The sequence below is a fragment of the Pseudomonas fragi genome, from assembly GCF_002269505.1.
In the GTDB taxonomy this organism is placed as follows: domain Bacteria; phylum Pseudomonadota; class Gammaproteobacteria; order Pseudomonadales; family Pseudomonadaceae; genus Aquipseudomonas; species Aquipseudomonas fragi_D.
This window is the reverse complement of sequence record NZ_NQKQ01000027.1, coordinates 19,100-41,654: the sequence shown is the minus strand read 5'-3', so window position 1 is coordinate 41,654 and position 22,555 is coordinate 19,100. Positions and strand designations below refer to the sequence as shown.

Here is a 22,555-nt window from a genome sequence, read left to right as displayed (position 1 = left end):
ATTTTCTGCTAGTGTCCATCTTCTCAGCATCGTTTACGGACAGGAAAACCGAACCATGGATCTGCGATTCCCCTTGGCTTGTTTTGGGTTCTCGATGGCGTTGCTCGCCATCGGCGGCTGCTCTCCTGACGACCAACATCAGCAGGCCAGCCTGGAAGAACGCAGCGCAGCGTTCGAACAGAGCCTGGACAGCATCAAGGATCAGCAGCTCAAGGATGCCGTCGCAGACCTCGGTGGCTCTTTGCTGCTGCTCGAGCGGGCCCGTCTCAAGCTGCAGGAAAAACCGGTCGAAACCGAATACGGTGGCGACGACCTGGCGCTGCTCAAGCACTACCCCAGCAGCCAGGCGCTTACCGATACCTATATCAACGGCTTGTTTGTGCTGCGCAAGACCTCAAGCTCCGATTACCTGACGGACCTGGAGCCGGTCTTCCCGTTCCCGCTCGACAGTGCATCCGAGTTCCCGTTCCCTCATGCGCTGGAATGGCAGTCGGTAACCCTGAGCAACAAGCAGGAGGTGCCCTTTGCGCCGGAATGGTCAGAAACCGACCCCGGCATCCAGCTGAGCCCCTCCAGCGCCAACCTGAGCAACCCCGACGACCTGACCGTCACTTACCCCTATATCGACGGGATTGAAACCGCCAATACCCAACAACCTCAACCCCTGATTCTGCACGGTAAAGTCGAAGTCATCGCGCCAGGCAAAGTGGTCAATTTCAACCTCAACGCCAAGGATGTGGGTAAAACCCGTACCGACGGCACGATCAGCGTAACCCTGCTGGCACTGGGCAAGAACTTTGCCGAAGTGGATATCGTCAACAGCGCTGCGCTGGCCGAGCAAGTGCGTGACACCCCGCTCAACCCGCTGATCATCCAGGCCCGCGACGCGACCGGGCAGTTCCTCACACGCTCAGGCTCGATCAACGAAAACGCTGAACAACTGGCGTTTTACCAGCAACAACTGGCCGAGATGCTCAAGCAAACCGCCTGGAGTGATGCTTTCGAGCAACAACTGGATAACGAGCAAAAGGCCTTCGACCAGCAACACCCGCATCACTACAGCAAGGTGTACTTCAACGGCACCGTGGAAAATGTCGATATCAACGTGCTCGACTTCTCCACGGCCAATGTCACCCGCAAGTCCCTCGACCTGCCGGTGCACACGCTCGACAAGCACGTGGCGGGCAAAGAAATCCAGCCGCTGCCGCTCAACGTCGTGGTGTATGACGATCAGGCTGCCAGCTATCTGAAAGACGCCACGCTGGCACCCGAACAACTGGAAAAGAGCGTAGTCATCAGCCAGTCGGTTGACGATGCCAGCGCTGCGTCCATTGAGTTCAGCCACCCTGCCACTTTCAACGACGAAATGCTCGGTATACTCCCGGACAAGTCTGACGCGCCTGTGACCTTTTTTGCCGAAGACGACAACGGTAATCGCAGCGAACCGCTGGAATTGCCTGCAGAAGCCTTCGATGTAGACCCCCATGCGGGGGTTATCACCTATGACCTGAACCTGTTCCCCGAAACTCCGGCCTATGCGGTTGGCTCAATGCCTCTGTTTATCGCCGATATCGACAAACAGGTGCTGGACGTTGCCCGACTGCCCAAAGGCCTTGAGCTAAAAGGCAATGCCCTGATCGTTGATCAAAAGGTGTTCCCGGCCGAGGCCTGGCGCTTTTATGCCAAGGACGACACGGGTAATTATCTCAAGGAAGTGGCCGCGGTCAGTCATAGCAGCGAACCCGATGGGGCGGCCGCATTCGACGTGCATTACTTTTATGGCCAGCCGACACAGCTGGAAAGTTATGCCCGCACCGCGCTGAACCCTGTCGAGTACGGTTTTGAAGTCAAACTCGAAAAAGCCCCGGAAGCCAGCACACCCCAATAAACGCCGCCTAACCGTGACAACGCCCGCCATTGATCTGGCGTAACTGGGCCTGCACATGCAGGCACCAGATCTGCGGGTCGTCAGCCAACTGGTAACCGTGCAGGGTCAGGCTTTCGACTATTGATTCGAGAATGGTTTCGGCCACGAACGGCCCGGGGAAAGGGCCCTGTGCCTTGATCGTGGAGGGTTGCTCACCGGCCAGACCGGCGGCGAAGAGCAGCGTCCACATCCCGTTGTTGCCTGCCAGCGGTCGAATGCTGCATTCAATACGGGTCACCAGGCCCAAGCATTGGCGAGTAAGGCAAAGGTTGCGCGACATGACGGCGACCCTCGGTAGAGCCTGTCTTCAGCCGCAGACTACGGGCTGCATCGATCCAGTGACGACAGTGGTGTCCATGCCCTGAGAATAGAAGAAAATTAGCGTATGAAAAGTTGCCGATGACCAACGGCTTTGTCGATTTGCACCGTGGATTTGCAGGAGCGGGCTTGCTCGCGATTCAATTGCAGCGGTGTAACCCTTACACCGCGTCGTTTGCATCGCGAGCAAGCCCGCTCCCACAGCTTTCGCTTTAAGGGATCAGGCCGGCTTTTTCGCTGCCAGGGCTTCCGCCAGCAGCTCCTTTTCGGCTTCCTTGAGGTCGTCGTCGTTGATCATTTCAGCAATCACCCGCAACCGCTCGACCACCCTGGCATTCACGCTGCCTTCCGGAAACTGCCCTTCTGCATCCGGCTCACCCGCAGGCTCGCCCACCAGCAAACTCAGGGCCTCATCGGCCTGACGCACGGCGTAGACGTGAAACTTGCCCTCACGTACCGCCTTCAACACCTTCTCGTCCAGCATCAAGGTCGCCACGTTGGCCTGGGGAATGATCGCCCCCTGTTCGCCTGTCAGCCCGCGTGCTTCGCAGAGTCGGAAGAAGCCTTCGATTTTCTCATTGACCCCGCCCACGGCCTGCACTTCACCGAACTGGTTGATCGATCCGGTAATAGCAAAACACTGCTTGAGCGGGGTTTTTGACAATGCCGAAATAAGCGTACAGGCCTCTCCCAGCGACGCACTGTCGCCGTCGACATAACCGTAGGATTGCTCCAGTGCAATGCTGGCTGAAATCGCCAGCGGGAATTCCTGGGCATAACGGCTGCCCAGGTATCCGGTCAGAATCATCACGCCCTTGGAGTGGATCGGCTGCCCCAGGTTAACTTCGCGCTCGATATCGACAATACCGCTGCCGCCCGGATACACCGTGGCGGAAATCCGCGCAGGCACACCAAAGGCCGAATCACCGACTTCCAGCACGGTCAGGCCGTTGCATTTACCCACAGCCGCGCCATCGGTATCGATCAGAATGATCCCCGCCAGCATGTCATCCAGGATTCGTGCTGAAACACGCCCGGTGCGGGTGGCCTTGGCCTTGAGGGCGCGCTCGATATGGCCCGCGTCGGTCATTTCATCGCCCGCCAGATGACGGATAAAATCCGCCTCGCTGACCAGCTGGAACAGATCGCCAATACGCGCCGACAAACGGCCCTGATGCTCGGCAAGGCGTGCGCTGTAGGTGGCCAGGCGCGCCACTGCACCAGCGGTCAGCGGCGCCATGCCCTCTTCCGATGTGCGGGTGGTGAGCAACTGGGCGAACTGCTCAAGGCTCTCGTCGACCATCGGGATGTCTTCGTCGAAATCGACCAGTACCCGGAACATCTCCTGGAAGTCCGGATCCAGGTCTTGCAGCGTGTAATACAGCTGGCGGGCACCGATGATAATGACTTTGACCTGCAGGGGAATGACCTGCGGATTGAGGGTCACGGTGGCCAGACGCCCCATCTCGCCCAGCGGCGATTCCATTTTCAGTTTGCGTGATTGCAGGGCGCGCTTGAGGGCATCCCACACAAATGGCTCGCTGAGCATTTTCTCGGCTTCAAGAATCAAAAAACCGCCATTGGCGCGGTGCAAGGCTCCGGGGCGCAGCTGGCGATAAGTGGTGTACAGCGCGCCCTGGTCGGTGCTGTATTCAATACGGCCAAACAGGTTGTCGTAAGTCGGGTGCGGCTCAAACACCACCGGTGCGCCGCCGCTTAGCGGCTGCCCTACCACCAGACTCGGCAGGTACTGCTCTTCGAGTAACTTGCGCGCCTGGGCGTCGGTCTTGCTGTCGTCGACCAGTTGCTCGACCACGGTTTTCAGCAAGTAGACCTGCATCGCTTGCAGATAGCCGCAAACTGCGGCGTTTTCGGCGTACTTCTGCGATAACGGCGACAGCAGCGGCTGCAAGGCCAGGGTGATGGTTTCTTCGTTCAACTGACGCAGCTGGTTGTTCGATTCACGCTTCCACTGCGGCAGGCTGGCCAGCTCTTCGTTCAGTCGTTCTTCCAGCTCGGAAATGTCCTCGTGGAAACGTTCGCGCTCGGCCTCAGGCAATTGCGAAAACTCGGCCTCATCCAGCGCCTTGCCATCACTCATCGGCGTAAATGCCACGTTGCTGCTGTCGCGGTACAGCGCCACGCCTTTTTCCAGGGCCAGACGCTCGATCACATCCAGCGCACGGTCGTAACGCTGATTGAAGCCGCGGTCGATCGCGCTTTTGCGCTGTTGATACGTCGGGTGTTCAAACACTGCCGGGAAGGTCGCCAGCAGATTGTCGATCAAGTGATTGATATCGCCAATAAAGGCACCTGCGCTACTGGAAGGCAGCTCCAGGGCTCGCGGCTCACGGGGCTCGTCGAAGTTGTTGACGTAGACCCAGTCACTCGGCGGTTTCAGGCGCTTGCCCTCAGCCTTGAGGTAGCGTTTGACGAACGAGAAGCGACCTGTTCCCGGCTCGCCCATGACAAAAACGTTGTAACCCGGACGTGGCATTGCCACGCCGAACTGCAAGGCTTCGACCGCGCGCTCCTGGCCGAGAATGCCGCGAAAAGGTTCCAGATCATTGGTATTCGAGAAGCTGAACTGTTCAGCAGAAAAAGGACGGGTTAGCGCATCAGGCGCTAGACGCAAGCTGGTGGCAACAGAATCAGGCATCGGGCTTCCTTACATCGGGCGGGGCAGATGGCAGCATTCTGGCGCTGGCTGTACATCACTGGCAAGGCGTACAACACGGGAAAACTCGCCCCCCAATGATTACGGGCAAAAAATGTGCATCAACAGTGATTGTTTTACAAAAAACCACGGAACCTGCCGATCGCGCCTAGACTCCAAGCTGTTACGCGGCTGGAAGGCATAACCGGCTCGTACTGGCGCTTCAGGGCCAGAAACCCTTGTCCATTGGTTGCACACATATAGAGAACACAGCTTATGAAACGGATTCTTCTCGGTACTCTCTTTACGGTTGTTTCCCTCAATGCGATGGCCCAGGCACCGGGCGGCCCGAACTGCGGTTGGGGCAACATGCTATTCGAAGGCCAGCGTGGCACCCCGGCCCACTTCCTGGCGTCCACCACCAACGGCACCTCCGGTAACGCCACCTTCGGCATGACCTCCGGCACCAACGGCTGTACCACCAAGGACGCCCTGACCTACGGCGGCAAATCGTGGATTGCCATGAATGGCATGATGAACGAGCTGTCCGAAGACATGGCCAAAGGCAATGGCGAAGCACTGACCACTTACGCGGTGGTACTGGGCGTTGCTCCTGAAGACCGCGAGCATTTCGCCGCCGTCACCCACGAGCACTTCCAGCAAATCTTCAGCAAGGCCGACGTCACGGCTGAAGACGTGCACACCAACACCCTGGCCATCCTCAAAGGCGACTCACGCCTGGCCAAATACGCCACAGCGGCGTAAGACAATGAGACCCGCCCGCTCCTTCCGGAGCGGGTATTCTCCTGCTTCACTTCTATTCGTCTGACAACAGTTGCCGAACATGCTCAAACGCCTTGCCTATCTGGCGCTCTGTGCCTGCGCCCCGCTGTATGCCGCACCTCATATCGACGGTCAACGTGTGCAGCAGTTGGCCAACGACCCGTTCTGGATCTCACTGGGGCATTACGAAGCCGGCAAGCTGAGCGGCTGGCGAAGCTATGTCAGCGACGACAAATTTTTTCTCGCCCCTGACGGCGCCCATCACCCTGATGCCGAACTGCGCGCGACCGTCGAGGCGCTGTACAAACCCTTGAGCCTGGGCGACAAGCACCCGCAATGCGTGTACCCGGCCCGAACCCGCTGGCTCAAGGCCCAACTGAACCTGAACGACCTGCCCAAGGCCGAGTGTGCAGAGTTCACCCAGTGGTTCAAGGACGTGGCACCGCACAGCACGGTGATGATTTTCCCGGCGGCCTACCTCAACAGTCCGTCCTCCATGTTCGGCCATACCCTGTTGCGCATCGACCAGGCCGACGTGCAACACAACAAGACCGCCCTGCTCAGCTACGCAATCAACTTCGGCGCCTATATCGAGGGCTCCGACAACAGCATCCTGTATGCCTGGAAGGGACTGGCAGGGGGCTATCCCGGCCTGTTCGCGCTGGTGCCCTATCAGGAAAAGCTCTCGGAGTACCGTAGCCTGGAAAACCGCGACTTGTGGGAATACCGGCTTAACCTGACACCAGAAGAAACCCAACGCATGGTCGAACATGTGTGGGAACTCAAGCAGATCCAGTTCGACTATTTCTTCTTTGACGAAAACTGCTCCTATCGCCTGCTGGAGCTGTTGCAAGTGGCCCGCCCCGGCCTGCAACTGACCACCCAGTTTCCGCTGACCGCGATCCCCACCGACACCGTGAAAGCGGTCAAGGAAGCCGGGTTGGTCGAAAGCATCGAATACCGGCCGTCCCGCGAACGCGAATTGCTGGACAGGGCCAAGACCCTCGACCCTGAAGAGCAGCAATGGGTATTGCAGGTCAGCGCCGATCAGGGCCAATTGCAAAACCCGAGCTTCAAGGCGCTGCCCAAGGCACGCCAGGCGCTGATTATCGACGCTGCCTATCGGCTTGAACGCTACCGGGCCAATGGCCTTGAGCGCGACCCCGCACGTTCTCAGCGCAGCTTTGAACTGTTGCGGGCGATCAACCAGAACCCTGCGCCAGAACTGCAAGTCGACAAACCCGAGCTGCCTGAAAACGGTCACGAATCGCGCACCTGGCAACTGGGTGCCGGTAGCCGTGACGGCAAGGCTTTTGCCGAATATGGCCTGCGCATGGCTTACCACGACTTGAATGACAACGCGCCGGGTTTCCCGCTGGGCGCGCAGATTGAAATCCTGCAACTCAAGCTGCGTCAGTACGAAGGAAACAAGTGGCAAGTGCAGCAACTGGACTTAGCCAACATTCGTTCCCTGACCCCGCGCAACGACCTGCTGCAACCCTGGTCATGGCAAGTGGGCGGCGGGCTGGAACGGGTACTCGGCAAGCATGGCGACGAAAACCTGGTCAGCCACGTCAACGGTGGTGCGGGCGGCACCTGGCAGATGGGCGACAACCTGCTCGGTTTCGCGCTCGGTACGGTACGCATCGAGCACAACAACGACTTCGCGGCGTTTGTGGCACCGGCAGCGGGCTTCAATACCGGGCTTCTTTGGCGTAACCCGGTGGGCAACCTGAGCCTGGAAGCCAAGGGCGACTACTTCACCAACGGTGAAATCCGTCGTAGCCTGAGCCTGAATCAGCAATGGGAAATTTCACGCAATCTGGGTCTGCGCCTGAGCGCACAGCGTGAATTCAGCAAGCTGACCACCCCCATCAACGAAGTGATGCTGGAGTTGAAGTGGTATCACTACTAAGGAGTTTTCAAGACATGGCTGTTAACTGTGATTCCCTTGAGCAAGTGCGCGAGAAAATCGACGGGCTGGATCGCCAGATTGTCGGCTTGATCGCCGAGCGCGGGGCTTACGTATCGCAAGCGGCGCGGTTCAAGAAAGACAGCGATGCGGTCAGGGCGCCGCAACGGGTTGAGCAGGTGATCAGCAAGGTACGGACGTTGGCCGATGAGCTGGGCGCCAGCCCGGACGTCACTGAAAGCGTCTACCGCGCCATGATCGCGGCCTTTATCGAACAGGAACTGGCTGAACACAAGACGCTTGCAAAATAGACAGCCCCAATGTGGGAGCGGGCTTGCTCGCGATGGTATCGACGCGGTGTTCCTGCTTTACCGCGTCGCCTGAATCGCGAGCAAGCCCGCTCCCACAGGATGGGGGCCTACACCACGCCTTGGGCCAGCATTGCGTCGGCAACTTTGACGAAACCGGCAATGTTCGCGCCTTTTACGTAGTTGATCCGGCCGTTTTCTTCGCCGTAATGCACGCAGGCATGGTGAATCGATTGCATGATGTTGTGCAACTTGCTATCCACCTCGCCCGCCGTCCACAACAGGCGCATGGCGTTTTGCGACATTTCCAGCCCGCTGACCGCTACGCCACCGGCGTTGGATGCCTTGCCCGGGGCGAACAGAATTCCGGCCTCAATAAACAGATCGACCGCTTCCAGAGTGGTCGGCATGTTCGCGCCTTCAGCCACGCAGACGCAGCCATTTTTCAGCAGCGTACGGGCCGCTTCGGCGTCCAGTTCATTCTGGGTAGCACATGGCAGCGCGATATCACACGCCAGACTCCACGGGTGCTGACCCGCCAGGAATTCCACCCCAAACTGCCCAGCCAACTCACTGATCCGGCCGCGCTTGACGTTCTTCAGGTCCATCAACGCTTCCCATTGCTCCTCGCTCAAACCGGCTTCGCAGTAAAGCGTGCCTTCGGAGTCCGACAGCGAGATCACTTTGCCGCCCAGGTCCATGACCTTGCGCGCCGCGTATTGCGCCACGTTACCGGAACCGGAAATTGCCACGCGCTTGCCATCGATGCGCTGGCCGCTGCGCTTGAGCATTTCCTGGGCGAAGTACACACAACCAAAGCCGGTGGCTTCAGGGCGGATCAGACTGCCGCCGTAGCTCATGCCCTTGCCGGTCAGCACCGAGGTGAATTGATTGCTCAGCCGCTTGTACTGGCCAAACATAAAGCCGATTTCACGGGCACCCACACCGATGTCGCCTGCTGGTACATCAACATCCGAACCGATATGGCGATAGAGCTCGCTCATAAAGGCCTGGCAGAAACGCATGACTTCGGCGTCGCTCTTGCCCTTGGGGTTGAAGTCCGAACCACCCTTGCCGCCACCCATGGGCAGCGAAGTCAGGGAGTTCTTGAAAGTTTGCTCAAAGGCCAGGAACTTGAGCACGCCCAGGTTCACCGACGGGTGGAAACGCAGGCCGCCTTTGTACGGACCAATGGCGCTGTTCATCTGGATACGGAAGCCGCGGTTGACCCGCACTTTGCCTTCGTCATCTACCCAAGAAACACGGAACACGATCGCGCGCTCAGGTTCGCAAATACGCTCAAGAATGCCTGAAGTCAGGTAATGCGGATTGGCTTCAAGAAACGGCCACAGACTGCGTAGGACCTCTTCCACTGCCTGGTGGAATTCAGGTTGGTCCGGGTCACGTTTTTTCAGGCGGGCAAGGAACTGGTCGACGGATTCGATCATGGTAAGTCTCGGCAAATTTATTGTCGTTAAACGGAGATTGACCGGAACTTTATCAATTCATGTGGCACCGCGACAGCGCAAAATGTCGCAGTTCTGAATTTAAATGGTGCATTTATATAAATAGCACCGATTTATCGAGCTTTTGCGCACCAAAAAAATACTTCTTGTACCCAGTTTTGCACCACCTATAAACACGTTTACGTAGTCGCTGACGAGGAACGAAGGCTGCGAGCTTTTAAAGATCAAGAGCTCGCAGCTCTCGTTCCTCGGCAGCGACTACGGGACCCAGGCCAATGTTCACCCAAAAAAAACGGCGCCCGAAGGCGCCGTTTTGTATTGCAAACTGCCCTTACTGGGCCAGTTTTTTGTGACGCACACGGTGCGGCAAGGTTGCCGCTTCGCCGAGGCGCTTTTTACGGTCAGCTTCGTACTCGGTGTAGTTACCTTCGAAGAAGATAGCCTGCGAGTCGTCTTCGTACGCCAGGATGTGAGTCGCGACGCGGTCAAGGAACCACCGATCGTGAGAGATCACAATTGCAGCACCAGGGAAGTCCAGCAGTGCTTCTTCAAGCGAACGCAATGTCTCAACGTCAAGGTCGTTGGACGGTTCGTCGAGCAGCAGCACGTTGGCGCCCTCTTTCAAGGTCAGTGCCAGGTGCAGGCGACCACGCTCACCACCGGACAGGTCCTTGACGAACTTCTGCTGATCGCCACCTTTGAAGTTGAAACGACCTACGTAGGTACGCGACGGAATTTCGTAGTTGCCGATACGGATCACATCGGAACCGTCAGAAATCGCCTGGAACACAGTTTTGCTGCCATCCAGGTCGTCACGGCTCTGGTCAACGCATGCCAGTTGCACGGTTTCACCGATTTCGATGCTGCCCGAATCCGGCTGCTCTTTGCCCATCAGCATGCGGAACAGGGTCGACTTACCGGCACCGTTACCGCCGATCACGCCTACGATGGCGCCTTTAGGCATGGCGAACGACAGGTTGTCGATCAACACGCGATCGCCGTAACCCTTGGATACGTTTTTGAACTCGATAACCTTGTCACCCAGGCGCGGACCGGCCGGGATGTAGATTTCGTTGGTTTCGCTGCGCTTCTGGAATTCCTGCGATTGCAGTTCTTCGAAACGTTGCAGACGGGCCTTGGACTTGGACTGACGCGCCTTGGCACCTTTACGAACCCATTCCAGCTCGTCTTTCATGGCCTTTTCATGGGCCGACTGCTGCTTGGATTCGGCAGCCAGACGATCGGACTTGGCTTCCAGCCAGCCCGAATAGTTGCCCTCGTAAGGAATGCCTGCACCGCGGTCAAGTTCCAGGATCCAGCCCGCTACGTTGTCCAGGAAGTAACGGTCGTGCGTAATCGCAACCACGGTACCCGGGAAGTCGTGCAGGAAGTGCTCCAGCCAGGCAACCGAATCGGCGTCCAGGTGGTTGGTCGGCTCATCGAGCAGCAGCATGTCCGGGGCCGAGAGCAGCAGGCGGCACAAGGCCACACGGCGCTTCTCGCCACCCGACAGATGTTCAATCTTGGCATCCCAGGCCGGCAGGCGCAGCGCATCGGCAGCAACTTCGAGCTGGCGCTCAAGGTTGTGACCGTCGCTTGCTTGCAGGATGGCTTCGAGCTTGGCCTGTTCAGCGGCCAGCTTGTCGAAGTCGGCATCGGGGTCCGCGTATTCGGCGTAAACCTGATCCAGACGCGCTTGGGCGTCCTTGATCACGCTAACGGCTTCTTCCACCACTTCACGTACGGTTTTGCTCGGATCCAGTTGCGGTTCCTGTGGCAGGTAACCGATGTTCAGGTCCGGCATCGGACGGGCTTCGCCGTCGAACTCGGTGTCAACGCCTGCCATGATTTTCAACAGGGTGGATTTACCCGAACCGTTCAGGCCGAGCACGCCGATTTTGGCGCCCGGAAAAAACGACAGGGAGATGTTTTTCAGGATTTCCCGCTTCGGCGGAACAACTTTGCTCAGCCGATGCATGGTGAAAACGTATTGAGCCATGGATAACCTAGGGTCAGTGACGGGTGAATAAGGCGCGAGCTATGCCCGGATCAGGCCATAGCAGAAAGTCAGGGACTGATCGGGATCAATGCCTGCTCGCAGAAAAAGCATAAGTGTAGACCCCAGAATCTACCTGAATGCGCGAGGCAGGGCAAACCAGCGCAGACCAGAGGACTGGCACTTTGCCACAACCCAAGGCATGCTTGGCGCCTTTAGGGGGCCTCGCGCCATTGCCGCCAAATCGCAGGATCACAAGTTGCCCAATGTCACCGCGCCCACTCTTGCCAAAGCGTCCAGCCAATTACTCGGGACACCTGTGCGCGGAACGTTGAAAAGTGCATTGGCGGCCCTGGTTTTGCTGCTGCTGGCGATGCTGTTCTGGTTGTTGATCGAGCAGTTTCAGGAAACCCTGCAGCAAGAGCGTCAGACCAGCATCAACTACAGCGCCGACCTGGCCGACCATATCGGCCTGAGCATGGCCCTGCGCGCCGAAACCGCTCTCAATCTGCTGCCTGTGGACAAATCGCCAAAGAACCTGCGCCAGCAACAGGCGCTGGTCAAGCAACTGAGCCAGTCCCTGCCATCGCTGCAAAGCCTGGCCTTGCTCGGCCCCGGTGGCGAGGTGTTGCTCGACAGTACCGGGACCAGCCCCGATGCTGCGTATCTGGCCGACTGGGTCAAACGCAGCCCTTCGCGCAACCGCACTGACGGCTATTACTTCAGCAACAACGCTGACGCCAGCATCATCTACCTGTTGCTGCGCCAGCCCAGCGGCGCCATCAACGGTTACTGGCTTCTGCGCATGAGCCCGGACCTGCTGCAAAACTTCACGCATCAGAACGCCAACAGCAGCCATCGGCCGCAATGGCTGGTGGAAAACAGCCAGACGCGCAAAGTGCTCAGCCGCGCGGATAAAAACATCTCGCCCCCCTCGGCCTTGAGCCAGCACGAGGAAGACGACACCGTACTGCTCACGGCTATCAGCCACAGCGACTGGCAACTGCGCGGGTTGTTCAATGACCGCCAGGCTATCGAGCAACTGCTGCCCGGCCTGATCGGCAAATGCCTGCTTGGCTTGCTGTTTTCATTGCTGCCCATTGTTGCGCTGCTGAACATGCGCCGCCGCCAGCGCCAGTTGCATGAAGGCCGCCGGCGTTACCACGATATTTTTGAAGGCACCGGGGTCGCGCTCTGCGTGCTCGACCTGTCCAGCCTGCCGGGGTTTCTTGAACGCGAAAAACTCCAGGGTACTGACGCCCTCAAGCATTGGCTAAGCGATCACCCGGAACATCGCCGCCAGTTGTTCGAGCAACTGCGCATCACCGAAGTCAACCAGGTAGCCATGCAACTGTTGGAGGTCGACTCAGGAGAGGGTGCCTGGCACAAGCTGATCAACGGCTGCCCGCTGAGCAGTTCGGCCATTGGCTATCAGATCGTTGAGGCCGTACTTGATCAGCAACAGCAACTTGAACTGGAAATAAAGCTGACCGACGCCAATGGCCGGGACCAGCATCTATGGCTGGTACTGCGCCTGCCGGTGGACCATGTGGATTATCACGCGGTCATTCTGAGCATCAGCGATATCACCAGCCGCAAGCTGATTGAGCTGTCCCTGCAAGAGCGCGAAAGCTTCTGGTCCGATGTGGTACGTACCGTACCCGACCATCTTTATGTACAAAATGTGATCAGCCAGCGGATCATTTTCAGCAACCATCACCTTGGCCAGACCCTGGGCTACAGTGCTGTCGAACTACAGGAAATGGGCGCTTACTTCTGGGAATTACTGTTGCACCCTGAAGACGCCGAGCGCTATCACCAGTTGCGCAAAGAACAGCGGGAAAATGGCTACAAGCAGTTGATGCAATGCCAACTGCGGTTTCGCCATCAACAGGGCACCTGGCGGCGCTTTGACATCCGCGAGCAGGCTTTTGCCCGTGATACCGGAGATCAAGTCTCGCGAATTGTCGGGGTGGCCAAAGACATCACCGATCAGATCGAAGCCAGCGAGTCATTGCGCGACAGCGAGCAGCGCTACCGGATGCTGGCCGAAAGCATCAGTGACGTGATTTTCTCCACTGACAGCTCGTTACGCATGAACTACCTCAGCCCCTCCATACAGACCGTACTGGGCTATGACGCACAATGGGTATTCGACAATGGCTGGCAGTCGATTATTGCCACCCCGCAACAGCTGGAGGGCATCTACAACCTGATCGAGCGCATCCGTGCCGCGCTGCACAAGCCCCAGCAACTGTCCGCCTTGCGTGCCCAGGTGCAAACCCAGCTGTTTCTGTTCGACTGCCTGCGCGCCGACGGGCACAAGGTGCCCATCGAGCTGCGTCTGGTACTGGTGTGGGATGAAAACGACAGTTTTGAAGGCATTCTGGGTGTTGGCCGTGACATGAGTCAGCAACGCCGGGCCGAAAAAGACCTGCGTATGGCCGCCACGGTATTTGAACACTCCACCTCGGCCATCCTGATTACCGACCCCGCAGGCTATATCGTGCAAGCCAACGAGGCATTCAGCCGGGTCAGCGGTTACGCCGTCGCACAAGTGCTCGACCAGTTACCAAGCATGCTCACTGTCGATGACCAACAACGCGCACACCTCGCCTATGTGCTCAAGCAACTGCATTTGCACGGTACATGGGAGGGTGAGGTCTGGCTCAAGCGCCTGAACGGCGAACACTACCCGGCCTGGGTCGGCATCACGGCAGTGCTCGATGATGAAGGCGATCTGGCCAGCTATGTGTGCTTCTTCAGTGATATCAGTGAGCGCAAGGCCAGCGAACAGCGCATTCACCGTCTGGCCTATTACGACGCCCTGACCCACCTGCCCAACCGCACCCTGTTCCAGGACCGTCTGCACACTGCGCTGCAACAGGCCGAGCGCAACAAGTCGTGGGTGGTACTGATGTTCCTGGACCTCGACCGCTTCAAGCCGATCAACGACTCCCTGGGTCACGCGGCCGGCGACCGTATGCTCAAGGACATGGCCATCCGCCTGCTCGCCTGCGTGGGTGACGACGATACCGTGGCGCGCATGGGCGGTGACGAGTTCACCCTGCTTCTGCAACCTCGCAGCACCCGCCAGAAGGCCTTGAACCGGGCCATTAACGTGGCCGAACAGATCCTCGCCAGCCTGGTAAAACCCTTTGTTCTTGAAAGCCGCGAGTTCTTTGTCACCGCCAGCATTGGTATCGCCCTGAGCCCGCAAGACGGCAATGAACTCAGCCAGCTGATGAAAAACGCCGACACGGCCATGTACCACGCCAAGGAGCGCGGCAAAAACAACTTCCAGTTCTATCAGGCTGACATGAACGCCAGCGCCCTTGAGCGCCTTGAACTGGAAAGCGACCTGCGCCATGCCCTGGAGCAGCAGGAATTCATCCTGTATTACCAACCGCAGTTCAGCGGCGACGGCAAACGTCTGACCGGCGTTGAGGCGCTGCTGCGCTGGAACCACTCCAGGCGCGGCCTGGTTCCGCCCGGCGACTTTATTCCGGTACTCGAAGAGCTAGGTCTGGTGGTCGAAGTGGGTGACTGGGTGCTGGCCGAGGCCTGTCGCCAGCTCAAGCTATGGCACCAGGCTAAAGTGCGCGTGCCCAAAGTCTCGGTCAATATTTCGGCACGCCAGTTTTCCGATGGCCAACTGGGCACGCGCATCGCCAATATCCTCAAGGAAACCGGCCTGTCCCCGGCCTGCCTGGAGCTTGAGCTGACCGAAAGTATCCTCATGCGCGAGGTCAGTGAGGCGCTACATATCCTGGCCAGCCTGAAAAACCTTGGCCTGAGCATTGCCGTGGACGACTTTGGCACCGGCTATTCGTCGCTCAACTACCTCAAGCAATTCCCCATCGACGTACTGAAAATCGACCGCACCTTTGTCGACGGCCTGCCCTCGGGCGAGCAGGACGCGCAAATCGCCCGGGCCATCATCGCCATGGCCCACAGTCTGAACCTTGCGGTAATCGCCGAAGGCGTAGAGACCCACGAGCAGCTGGATTTCTTGCGTGAACACGGTTGCGACGAAGTGCAAGGCTATCTGTTCGGGCGACCGATGCCGGCCGGGCAATTGGTGGAGCAACTGCAAGCGGCAAGCTCGGATCTACAAGCTTGAAGCTCATAGTTGCTCACCGTGAATCGCATTCATATGCCAGATAAAACCCATTGGGTTAGAATGCCCTCCTTTTCTGCCCCCGATCCTTGAGGACCGCCATGTTCAGCCGTGATTTGACACTTGCCAAGTTCGACGCCGACCTTTTTGCCGCCATGGAGCAAGAAGCTCAGCGCCAGGAAGAACATATTGAGCTGATCGCTTCGGAAAACTACACCAGCCCAGCGGTGATGGAAGCTCAAGGCTCGGTTCTGACCAACAAATACGCCGAAGGCTACCCTGGCAAGCGCTACTACGGCGGCTGCGAATACGTAGACGTGGTTGAGCAACTGGCTATCGACCGTGCAAAAGAACTGTTCGGCGCCGATTACGCCAACGTTCAACCGCACGCCGGTTCCCAGGCCAACAGCGCCGTTTACCTGGCCCTGCTGTCGGCTGGCGACACCATCCTGGGCATGAGCCTGGCACACGGCGGTCACCTGACCCACGGCGCCAGCGTTTCTTCTTCGGGCAAGCTGTACAACGCCATCCAGTACGGCATCGACGCCAATGGTCTGATCGACTACGACGAAGTCGAGCGCCTGGCTGTTGAGCACAAACCAAAAATGATCGTGGCCGGTTTCTCTGCCTACTCGCAGATTCTGGACTTCCCACGTTTCCGCGCTATCGCGGACAAGGTTGGCGCCTACCTGTTCGTGGACATGGCACACGTAGCCGGTCTGGTGGCTGCTGGCGTTTACCCGAACCCGGTTCCATTCGCTGACGTAGTGACCACCACTACCCACAAGACCCTGCGCGGTCCACGTGGTGGCCTGATCCTGGCCAAGGCCAACGCCGACATCGAGAAAAAGCTGAACTCGGCTGTTTTCCCGGGTTCGCAAGGCGGCCCGCTGGAGCACGTTATCGCGGCCAAGGCCGTGTGCTTCAAAGAAGCTCTGCAACCAGAGTTCAAGGCTTACCAGCAACAAGTGGTAAAAAACGCTCAGGCAATGGCTTCGGTATTTATCGAGCGCGGTTTTGACGTGGTCTCGGGTGGTACTGAAAACCACCTGTTCCTGCTGTCGCTGATCAAGCAGGAAATCTCCGGTAAAGACGCTGACGCTGCTCTGGGCAAAGCCTTTATCACCGTAAACAAAAACTCCGTACCGAACGATCCACGCTCCCCGTTCGTCACTTCGGGCCTGCGTTTCGGTACTCCAGCTGTCACCACTCGCGGCTTCAAAGTTGAAGAGTGCCGTGAGCTGGCTGGCTGGATCTGCGACATTCTGGCTGATATCAACAACGAAGCCGTTATCGACGCCGTTCGCGAGAAAGTCAAAGCCATCTGCGCCAAGCTGCCGGTATACGGCAACTGAGTGTAAATAGCTAAATAAAAAGCCCGACTTTTAAGTCGGGCTTTTTATTGCATTTGGTATTTTGAAATACTTAGCGGACCCCCCATCAACAATAATAATCTAGTCTGAACCTTATGTGTTTTCATCAACAGCAGAGTTCAGACAATGACTATCGACTCGCAACAATCCTTTATCGCCACCTTGCATGTACCCAACCACAACCTGCATCTTTTAGGAGCTCTTTATAACCAGCCGGTTATAGTGACTGACTTGCTGGGCAGCGGCGGTGTCTTCTCCGGCAAACCGCAATCGCGGGACGACTCCGCAGCCATGGGCATTCAAGCCCACGCCACAGGTGGGGTCAAGGCTGCGCTCAAGCTATACTTCCGGCATACCGTCGAGGGCTATGAAATACATATCAAACACCCTGGCCAGTATGACCGGCACCGGCTGGCCAAGAACCACATGGATATACTCTATGCGAAAAATCCGACACTAAAGCATCCACTTGTCTTCACACTACTCGATCAAAACAACAGAATAGTTACAGAGAGCAACTTAAGCGAAACGCACACACTGATCACACTTAAAACACAGCACAACAAGTATATCGGTGTAAGAAAAGCCAAGGGATCACCGCACTCCTATCTTGGCGAAACAGCCGAACTTAGAAAAATGGTATTTCTTTTAAGTATTATTGAAAGAAATGTGCCGCATTGATTTTACAATCGCAACATTGTGCGAAATACCCGTTATAACCATGAGACAAAAAAATCAAAAGCCCCTTACCCTCTCCCGGCGGGAGAGGGCCAGCTATCACTCAAACCCCAAGCCGCGCAAAACCCTCGCGAATTTTGGCCTCTGGCAAATCATCGGCAATAAACACCATCACGCTTTCACGGGCTTCACCTTCCGCCCACTCGGTGTCCCAGTCAAAGCCATACAACTTGAGCACCCCCTGAAACACCAGCCTGCGATCTTCACCGGCAATGCTCAGCACGCCTTTGTAGCGCAGCAATTGCTTGCCGTGCTCTTCCAGCAGCTCATTCATAAAGGCGCTAAGGCTGTCGATATCCAGCGGCTTATCGGTGCGGAGCACCAGACTGGAAATACGGTCGATAGAAGCCGCAGGCTGTACCGGGCGCAAGCTCAGGCCACCACCCAAGTCTGCGTTGAGGTTAAACCCGCGCACATCCAGCAGTTCGGCCAGATCGATCTTGCCGTGCTCAACCACACGGATCGGCGCCCGGCGGTTGATACGGGTCAAACGCTCGCTCAAGGCATCAAAGGTCGCGTCATCCACCAGATCGCGCTTGCTCACCAGCAACCGGTCAGCAAAACCGATCTGCGCCTGAGCAATGGTCTGGCTCAAATGCACATCGGCGTGGGCTGCATCCACCAGAGTGATGATGCCGTCCAGCAGGTAACGTTCGCGCAGTTCTTCATCAATAAAGAAAGTTTGCGCCACCGGCGCCGGGTCGGCCAGGCCAGTGCACTCGATCACCAGGCGGTCGAAGGCAATTTCGCCACTGTCCAGGCGCTCAAGCAGCAGGTACAGCGCCTTGGTCAGGTCGGTGTGGATGGTGCAGCACACACAGCCATTGGCCAAGGTCATGACTTGCACCGGCTCGTCCCCCAACAGCTGGGTGTCGATCCCGGCATCACTGAATTCGTTTTCGATCACGGCAATTTTCAGACCATGCTCGGCCTTGAGCAAATAACGCAACAAGGTGGTTTTGCCGGCCCCCAAAAAGCCGCTGAGAATGGTGACGGGAATGGGAGAGGACATGCACAGTCTCCTTAAAAGTAACGCAAAAACATGTGGGAGCGAGCCTGCTCGCGATAAAAGCAACGCGGTGTAACTGAAACACCGCTGCGCGCTCATCGCGAGCAAGCTCGCTCCCACAATTGAATACAACTGGCCCTAACGGGTCAGCAGCACTTGGGTCCGCCCTTGCCGCCGTAACGCGCTTCCTGGCGTTCCCGAAAGAACGCCTCGTAGCTCATTACCGGCTTGTCCGGGTGCTTGGTTTGCATATGCTCGACGTAGTTGTCGTAGTCGGGCATGCCGACCATCAGGCGTGCGGCCTGACCGAGGTATTTACCGAGGCGACTCAGGTCATTGAACATGGTTGCAACCCTCCATCAAGCATCTGGCATGGCCTGGTACGGTGACTCTTTATCCGTACGTTCTTTGCTGCCCCATGCAGCGACACCCACCTTGATCGCAAAGAACAGAATGCTGAACACCACGAACAGGAACAGCACGGTCAGACCGGCGTTGGTGTAAGCGTTGATGATCACATGTTGCATCTGGTCGATGTTTTTCGCCGGGGCGATCACCTGGCCAGCTTCCAGCGCGGTGCTGTATTTGTTGGCCAGGGACAGGAAGCCCACTGCCGGGTTGGCGTCGAACAGCTTGATAAAGCCTGCCACGGTGGTGCAGATCAGCAGCCAGACGGCTGGCAGCATGGTCACCCAAATGTAGCGCTGGCGCTTCATTTTGATCAGCACAACGGTTGCCAGCATCAGCGCGATACCCGCCAGCATCTGGTTGGAGATACCGAACAGCGGCCACAGGGTGTTGATGCCGCCCAGTGGATCGATCACGCCCTGATACAGCAGGTAGCCCCACATCGCCACACACAGGCCGGTGGCCAGCAAGTTGGCGCCCCAGGACTCGGTACGTTTGAGTGCAGGTACAAAGCTGCCCAGCAAGTCTTGCAGCATAAAGCGACCGGCACGAGTACCGGCGTCAACTGCAGTCAGGATAAACAGGGCTTCAAACAAAATGGCGAAGTGATACCAGAACGCCATGGTGTTTTCACCCGGCAACACGTTGTGCAGGATCTGCGCGATACCCACCGCCAGTGTCGGTGCACCGCCGGCACGGGCCAGGACGGTGGTTTCACCGATGTCCTTGGCCAGCGCGGTCAACGCCTCCGGGGTAATGGCAAAGCCCCAGTTCGTGATGTTTTGCGCAACGGTAACCACGTCACCGCCGACAATGGCTGCCGGGCTGTTCATGGCGAAGTACACACCCGGCTCGATCACCGAAGCAGCAACCATCGCCATAATGGCCACGAAGGACTCCATCAACATGCCGCCGTAACCGATGTAACGAGCGTTGCTTTCGTTATCCAGCAGTTTTGGCGTAGTACCCGAAGCAATCAGTGCGTGGAAACCCGATACCGCGCCGCAGGCAATGGTGATGAACAGGAACGGGAACAGGCCGCCTTTCCAGACCGGGCCGGTGCCATCGGTGAACTGGGTCAGTGCAGGCATTTTCAGCTCTGGCATGGTGACCAGAATGCCGATTGCCAAGGCAACGATAGTGCCGATCTTGAGGAAGGTAGACAGATAGTCACGCGGCGCCAGCACCAGCCATACGGGCAGTACTGCGGCGACAAAACCATAACCGATGAGCATCCAGGTGATTTGCGTACCGGTAAAGGTGAACACCGGCGCCCACTCTGGACTCGCCGCAATCTGGCCCCCCAGCCAGATGGAGCCAAGTAGCAGCAGCACACCGACGATCGAGATTTCACCGATGCGGCCCGGGCGGATGTAGCGCATGTAAATGCCCATGAACATCGCGATCGGGATGGTCGCCATCACCGTGAACATGCCCCACGGGCTTTCGGCCAGGGCCTTGACCACGATAAGCGCCAGCACCGCGAGGATGATGATCATGATCAGGAAGCAGCCAAACAGCGCGATGGTGCCCGGGATCTTGCCCATTTCCTCGCGCACCATGTCACCCAGTGAGCGACCGTTGCGGCGGGTGGACATAAACAGAACCATAAAGTCCTGAACGGCACCGGCCAGCACCACACCGGCGATCAGCCAGAGCGTGCCTGGCAGGTAGCCCATTTGCGCGGCCAATACCGGCCCGACCAGAGGGCCCGCACCCGCGATGGCGGCAAAGTGGTGACCAAAGAGAATGTGCTTGTTGGTCGGCACATAGTCCAAACCGTCGTTGTTGAGCACCGCAGGCGTTGCGCGGCTGGAGTCGAGCTGCATCACCTTGGTGGCGATAAACAGACTGTAATAACGATAAGCAACCAGATAAATGGCAACAGCTGCCACAACAATCCACAAGGCGTTGATCGCCTCGCCCCGGCGTAATGCAACTACGCCAAGGGCGCAGGCTCCTACAATTGCCAGCACCAGCCACGGAATGTGGCGTAGCAGGCTATTTTTATTATTCATTTTTAAATTCCGGCCAGTTGGACAAGAAAGACTGCCCCCGGAGTTTAGCGCTCCTGGCTCTAAAGACCAGCCCCCAACGTTGGTCTAGAGCCTTCTTTTGCGGTTATTCGGAAGACGAGGCAACCCGAGCACAGATCTACTCGAACAACGCATCCAGTGCCTGTTCCAGACGGGTCACGCCAATCACTTTAAGGCCCGGCGGTGATTCCTTGGGGGCGTTGCCCTTGGGCACGATGGCGCGCTTGAAACCATGCTTGGCTGCTTCTTTAAGCCGCTCCTGACCGCTTGGCACCGGGCGCACTTCGCCCGACAGGCCGACCTCACCGAATACCAGCAGGTCATGGGGTAACGGGCGATTTCGCAGACTGGACATCACGGCAGCCATCAGTGCCAGGTCCGACGCAGTTTCCAGCACCTTGACCCCACCCACCACGTTCAGGAAAACATCCTGATCGTGGGTTGGAATACCGCCGTGGCGATGCAATACGGCCAATAACATGGCCAGACGATTCTGATCCAGGCCCAGGGTCACCCGGCGTGGGTTGGACATATGGCTGTCGTCCACCAGCGCCTGCACCTCCACCAACATCGGGCGAGTACCTTCCCAGGTGGCCATCACCACACTGCCAGGGACTTCCTCCTGAGCACGGGTGAGGAAAATTGCGGAAGGGTTGGAAACTTCTTTCAGGCCTTTGTCGGTCATGCCGAAAACGCCCAGCTCATTAACGGCGCCAAAGCGGTTTTTGACCGCTCGCAGCAAGCGCAGGCGCCCGTCTGACTCGCCTTCGAAATACAGCACGGTATCAACCATATGCTCTAGCACGCGCGGTCCGGCCAGGGCGCCTTCTTTGGTCACATGGCCCACCAGGAAAATCGCCGTGCCGCTGGACTTGGCATAACGCACCAGCAACGCCGCACTTTCGCGCACTTGCGACACGCCGCCGGGGGCCGATTGTAGTTGCTCGGTAAAAATCGTCTGGATCGAGTCGATCACCATGACCTTGGGTTTTTCGAGCTTGGCGGTGGCAATGATGCTTTCGATACAGGTCTCGGTCATCACCTTGAGCTGATCCTGCGGCAGCCCCAGGCGCCGGGCGCGCATGGCCACTTGTTGCTGGGACTCTTCGCCGGTGACATACAGCGCCGGCATGCGGGTCGCCATCTGACACAGGGTTTGCAGCAAGATAGTGGACTTGCCGATACCCGGATCGCCGCCGATCAATACCACCGAACCATCGACCAGACCGCCCCCGAGCACCCGATCCAGCTCACCGGAAGCCGTGGAAAAGCGCGGGATTTCTGCAATGCTGACTTCGGCCAGGGTTTTGATCTGGGCCTGTTGTCCAGTCCAGCCGGTACGGCCGCTAGGTGGGGCGGCGGCACCACTTTCAACAATGGTTTCCACCAAGGTGTTCCAGACGCCGCACTCGCCGCACTGCCCGGCCCACTTGGGGAAAGTTGCGCCGCACTCGGTGCAGCCGTAAATGCGCTTGGGCTTGGCCATCTGAACTCCACGGAAAAAC

Annotated in this window: 15 protein-coding genes; 7 read left to right on the top strand and 8 right to left on the bottom strand. The window is 57.9% G+C overall.

The genetic code is table 11. The annotated features are described in order from the left end of the window. The first annotated feature begins 55 nt into the window (after nt 1-55). The gene (locus tag CJU81_RS19615; protein ID WP_095037920.1) at nt 56-1,888 is read left to right on the top strand and encodes a hypothetical protein; all 1,833 of its coding nucleotides are present in this window, start codon (nt 56-58) and stop codon (nt 1,886-1,888) included. A 7-nt stretch (nt 1,889-1,895) separates the two neighbouring features. Here the strand turns inward: CJU81_RS19615 and CJU81_RS19610 are convergent, their stop codons facing one another. Continuing rightward, the gene (locus CJU81_RS19610) at nt 1,896-2,207 is read right to left on the bottom strand and encodes a PA4575 family protein (protein ID WP_095037919.1); all 312 of its coding nucleotides are present in this window, start codon (nt 2,205-2,207) and stop codon (nt 1,896-1,898) included. A 258-nt stretch (nt 2,208-2,465) separates the two neighbouring features. Then, nucleotides 2,466-4,904 carry a Lon protease family protein gene (locus tag CJU81_RS19605; protein ID WP_095037918.1) on the bottom strand — a complete coding sequence of 813 codons (2,439 nt, stop codon included), beginning with the start codon at nt 4,902-4,904 and terminating at the stop codon, nt 2,466-2,468. 273 nt (nt 4,905-5,177) lie between these two features. On the opposite strand from CJU81_RS19605, the gene CJU81_RS19600 reads away from it, so the two are divergent. From CJU81_RS19600 to CJU81_RS19590, 3 genes are all read left to right on the top strand, one after another. Continuing rightward, the gene (locus CJU81_RS19600) at nt 5,178-5,666 is read left to right on the top strand and encodes a DUF3015 domain-containing protein (protein WP_095030604.1); all 489 of its coding nucleotides are present in this window, start codon (nt 5,178-5,180) and stop codon (nt 5,664-5,666) included. Nucleotides 5,667-5,745: 79 nt separating this feature from the next. After that, nucleotides 5,746-7,599 carry an Lnb N-terminal periplasmic domain-containing protein gene (locus tag CJU81_RS19595; protein WP_095037917.1) on the top strand — a complete coding sequence of 618 codons (1,854 nt, stop codon included), beginning with the start codon at nt 5,746-5,748 and terminating at the stop codon, nt 7,597-7,599. A 14-nt stretch (nt 7,600-7,613) separates the two neighbouring features. Further along, nucleotides 7,614-7,907 (top strand): chorismate mutase, encoded by a 294-nt coding sequence (locus CJU81_RS19590; protein WP_095037916.1) that lies wholly within the window; start codon nt 7,614-7,616, stop codon nt 7,905-7,907. Nucleotides 7,908-8,014: 107 nt separating this feature from the next. Here the strand turns inward: CJU81_RS19590 and gdhA are convergent, their stop codons facing one another. Together gdhA and ettA are read right to left on the bottom strand one after the other, a co-directional pair. Next, on the bottom strand, nt 8,015-9,352 hold the full coding sequence (gdhA, locus tag CJU81_RS19585) for an NADP-specific glutamate dehydrogenase (protein ID WP_095037915.1): 1,338 nt from the start codon (nt 9,350-9,352) through the stop codon (nt 8,015-8,017). Nucleotides 9,353-9,701: 349 nt separating this feature from the next. Continuing rightward, a complete protein-coding gene (gene ettA, locus CJU81_RS19580; RefSeq protein ID WP_095037914.1) occupies nt 9,702-11,369 on the bottom strand; it encodes an energy-dependent translational throttle protein EttA in 1,668 nt (555 codons plus the stop codon). A gap of 256 nt (nt 11,370-11,625) precedes the next feature. Here ettA and CJU81_RS19575 point away from each other — a divergent pair, with 256 nt between their 5' ends. The 3 genes from CJU81_RS19575 to CJU81_RS19565 all read left to right on the top strand — a co-directional run bounded on the left by CJU81_RS19575 (nt 11,626) and on the right by CJU81_RS19565 (nt 17,540). Further along, a complete protein-coding gene (locus CJU81_RS19575) occupies nt 11,626-15,489 on the top strand; it encodes a sensor domain-containing protein (protein ID WP_095037939.1) in 3,864 nt (1,287 codons plus the stop codon). 98 nt (nt 15,490-15,587) lie between these two features. Further along, complete coding sequence (gene glyA, locus CJU81_RS19570) at nt 15,588-16,841, top strand: serine hydroxymethyltransferase (protein WP_095023422.1); 1,254 nt, start codon at nt 15,588-15,590, stop codon at nt 16,839-16,841. Between the two features lie 144 nt (nt 16,842-16,985). Continuing rightward, nucleotides 16,986-17,540, top strand: a complete 555-nt coding sequence (locus tag CJU81_RS19565) for a hypothetical protein (protein ID WP_095037913.1) — start codon at nt 16,986-16,988, stop codon at nt 17,538-17,540. Nucleotides 17,541-17,640: 100 nt separating this feature from the next. Here CJU81_RS19565 and yjiA read toward each other — a convergent pair whose 3' ends face one another. The 4 genes from yjiA to radA all read right to left on the bottom strand — a co-directional run bounded on the left by yjiA (nt 17,641) and on the right by radA (nt 22,536). Beyond that, nucleotides 17,641-18,609: a GTPase gene (gene yjiA / locus CJU81_RS19560; RefSeq protein WP_095037912.1), complete on the bottom strand. Its 969-nt coding sequence runs from the start codon at nt 18,607-18,609 to the stop codon at nt 17,641-17,643. A gap of 143 nt (nt 18,610-18,752) precedes the next feature. Then, on the bottom strand, nt 18,753-18,950 hold the full coding sequence (locus CJU81_RS19555) for a YbdD/YjiX family protein (RefSeq protein ID WP_007937254.1): 198 nt from the start codon (nt 18,948-18,950) through the stop codon (nt 18,753-18,755). Nucleotides 18,951-18,965: 15 nt separating this feature from the next. Next, entirely contained in the window at nt 18,966-21,032 is a 2,067-nt protein-coding gene (locus tag CJU81_RS19550; protein WP_095037911.1) for a carbon starvation CstA family protein, read from the bottom strand. 136 nt (nt 21,033-21,168) lie between these two features. Further along, nucleotides 21,169-22,536 (bottom strand): DNA repair protein RadA, encoded by a 1,368-nt coding sequence (radA, locus tag CJU81_RS19545; protein WP_095037910.1) that lies wholly within the window; start codon nt 22,534-22,536, stop codon nt 21,169-21,171. Nucleotides 22,537-22,555 lie beyond the last annotated feature (19 nt).

Excerpts from the sequence above, each read along its gene's own strand:
- CJU81_RS19615 (WP_095037920.1), top strand. The coding sequence starts at position 56 with ATGGATCTGCGATTCCCCTTGGCTTGTTTTGGGTTCTCGATGGCGTTG.
- CJU81_RS19610 (WP_095037919.1), bottom strand. The coding sequence starts at position 2,207 with ATGTCGCGCAACCTTTGCCTTACTCGCCAATGCTTGGGCCTGGTGACC.
- CJU81_RS19605 (WP_095037918.1), bottom strand. The coding sequence starts at position 4,904 with ATGCCTGATTCTGTTGCCACCAGCTTGCGTCTAGCGCCTGATGCGCTA.
- CJU81_RS19600 (WP_095030604.1), top strand. The coding sequence starts at position 5,178 with ATGAAACGGATTCTTCTCGGTACTCTCTTTACGGTTGTTTCCCTCAAT.
- CJU81_RS19595 (WP_095037917.1), top strand. The coding sequence starts at position 5,746 with ATGCTCAAACGCCTTGCCTATCTGGCGCTCTGTGCCTGCGCCCCGCTG.
- CJU81_RS19590 (WP_095037916.1), top strand. The coding sequence starts at position 7,614 with ATGGCTGTTAACTGTGATTCCCTTGAGCAAGTGCGCGAGAAAATCGAC.
- gdhA (WP_095037915.1), bottom strand. The coding sequence starts at position 9,352 with ATGATCGAATCCGTCGACCAGTTCCTTGCCCGCCTGAAAAAACGTGAC.
- ettA (WP_095037914.1), bottom strand. The coding sequence starts at position 11,369 with ATGGCTCAATACGTTTTCACCATGCATCGGCTGAGCAAAGTTGTTCCG.
- glyA (WP_095023422.1), top strand. The coding sequence starts at position 15,588 with ATGTTCAGCCGTGATTTGACACTTGCCAAGTTCGACGCCGACCTTTTT.
- CJU81_RS19565 (WP_095037913.1), top strand. The coding sequence starts at position 16,986 with ATGACTATCGACTCGCAACAATCCTTTATCGCCACCTTGCATGTACCC.
- yjiA (WP_095037912.1), bottom strand. The coding sequence starts at position 18,609 with ATGTCCTCTCCCATTCCCGTCACCATTCTCAGCGGCTTTTTGGGGGCC.
- CJU81_RS19555 (WP_007937254.1), bottom strand. The coding sequence starts at position 18,950 with ATGTTCAATGACCTGAGTCGCCTCGGTAAATACCTCGGTCAGGCCGCA.
- CJU81_RS19550 (WP_095037911.1), bottom strand. The coding sequence starts at position 21,032 with ATGAATAATAAAAATAGCCTGCTACGCCACATTCCGTGGCTGGTGCTG.
- radA (WP_095037910.1), bottom strand. The coding sequence starts at position 22,536 with ATGGCCAAGCCCAAGCGCATTTACGGCTGCACCGAGTGCGGCGCAACT.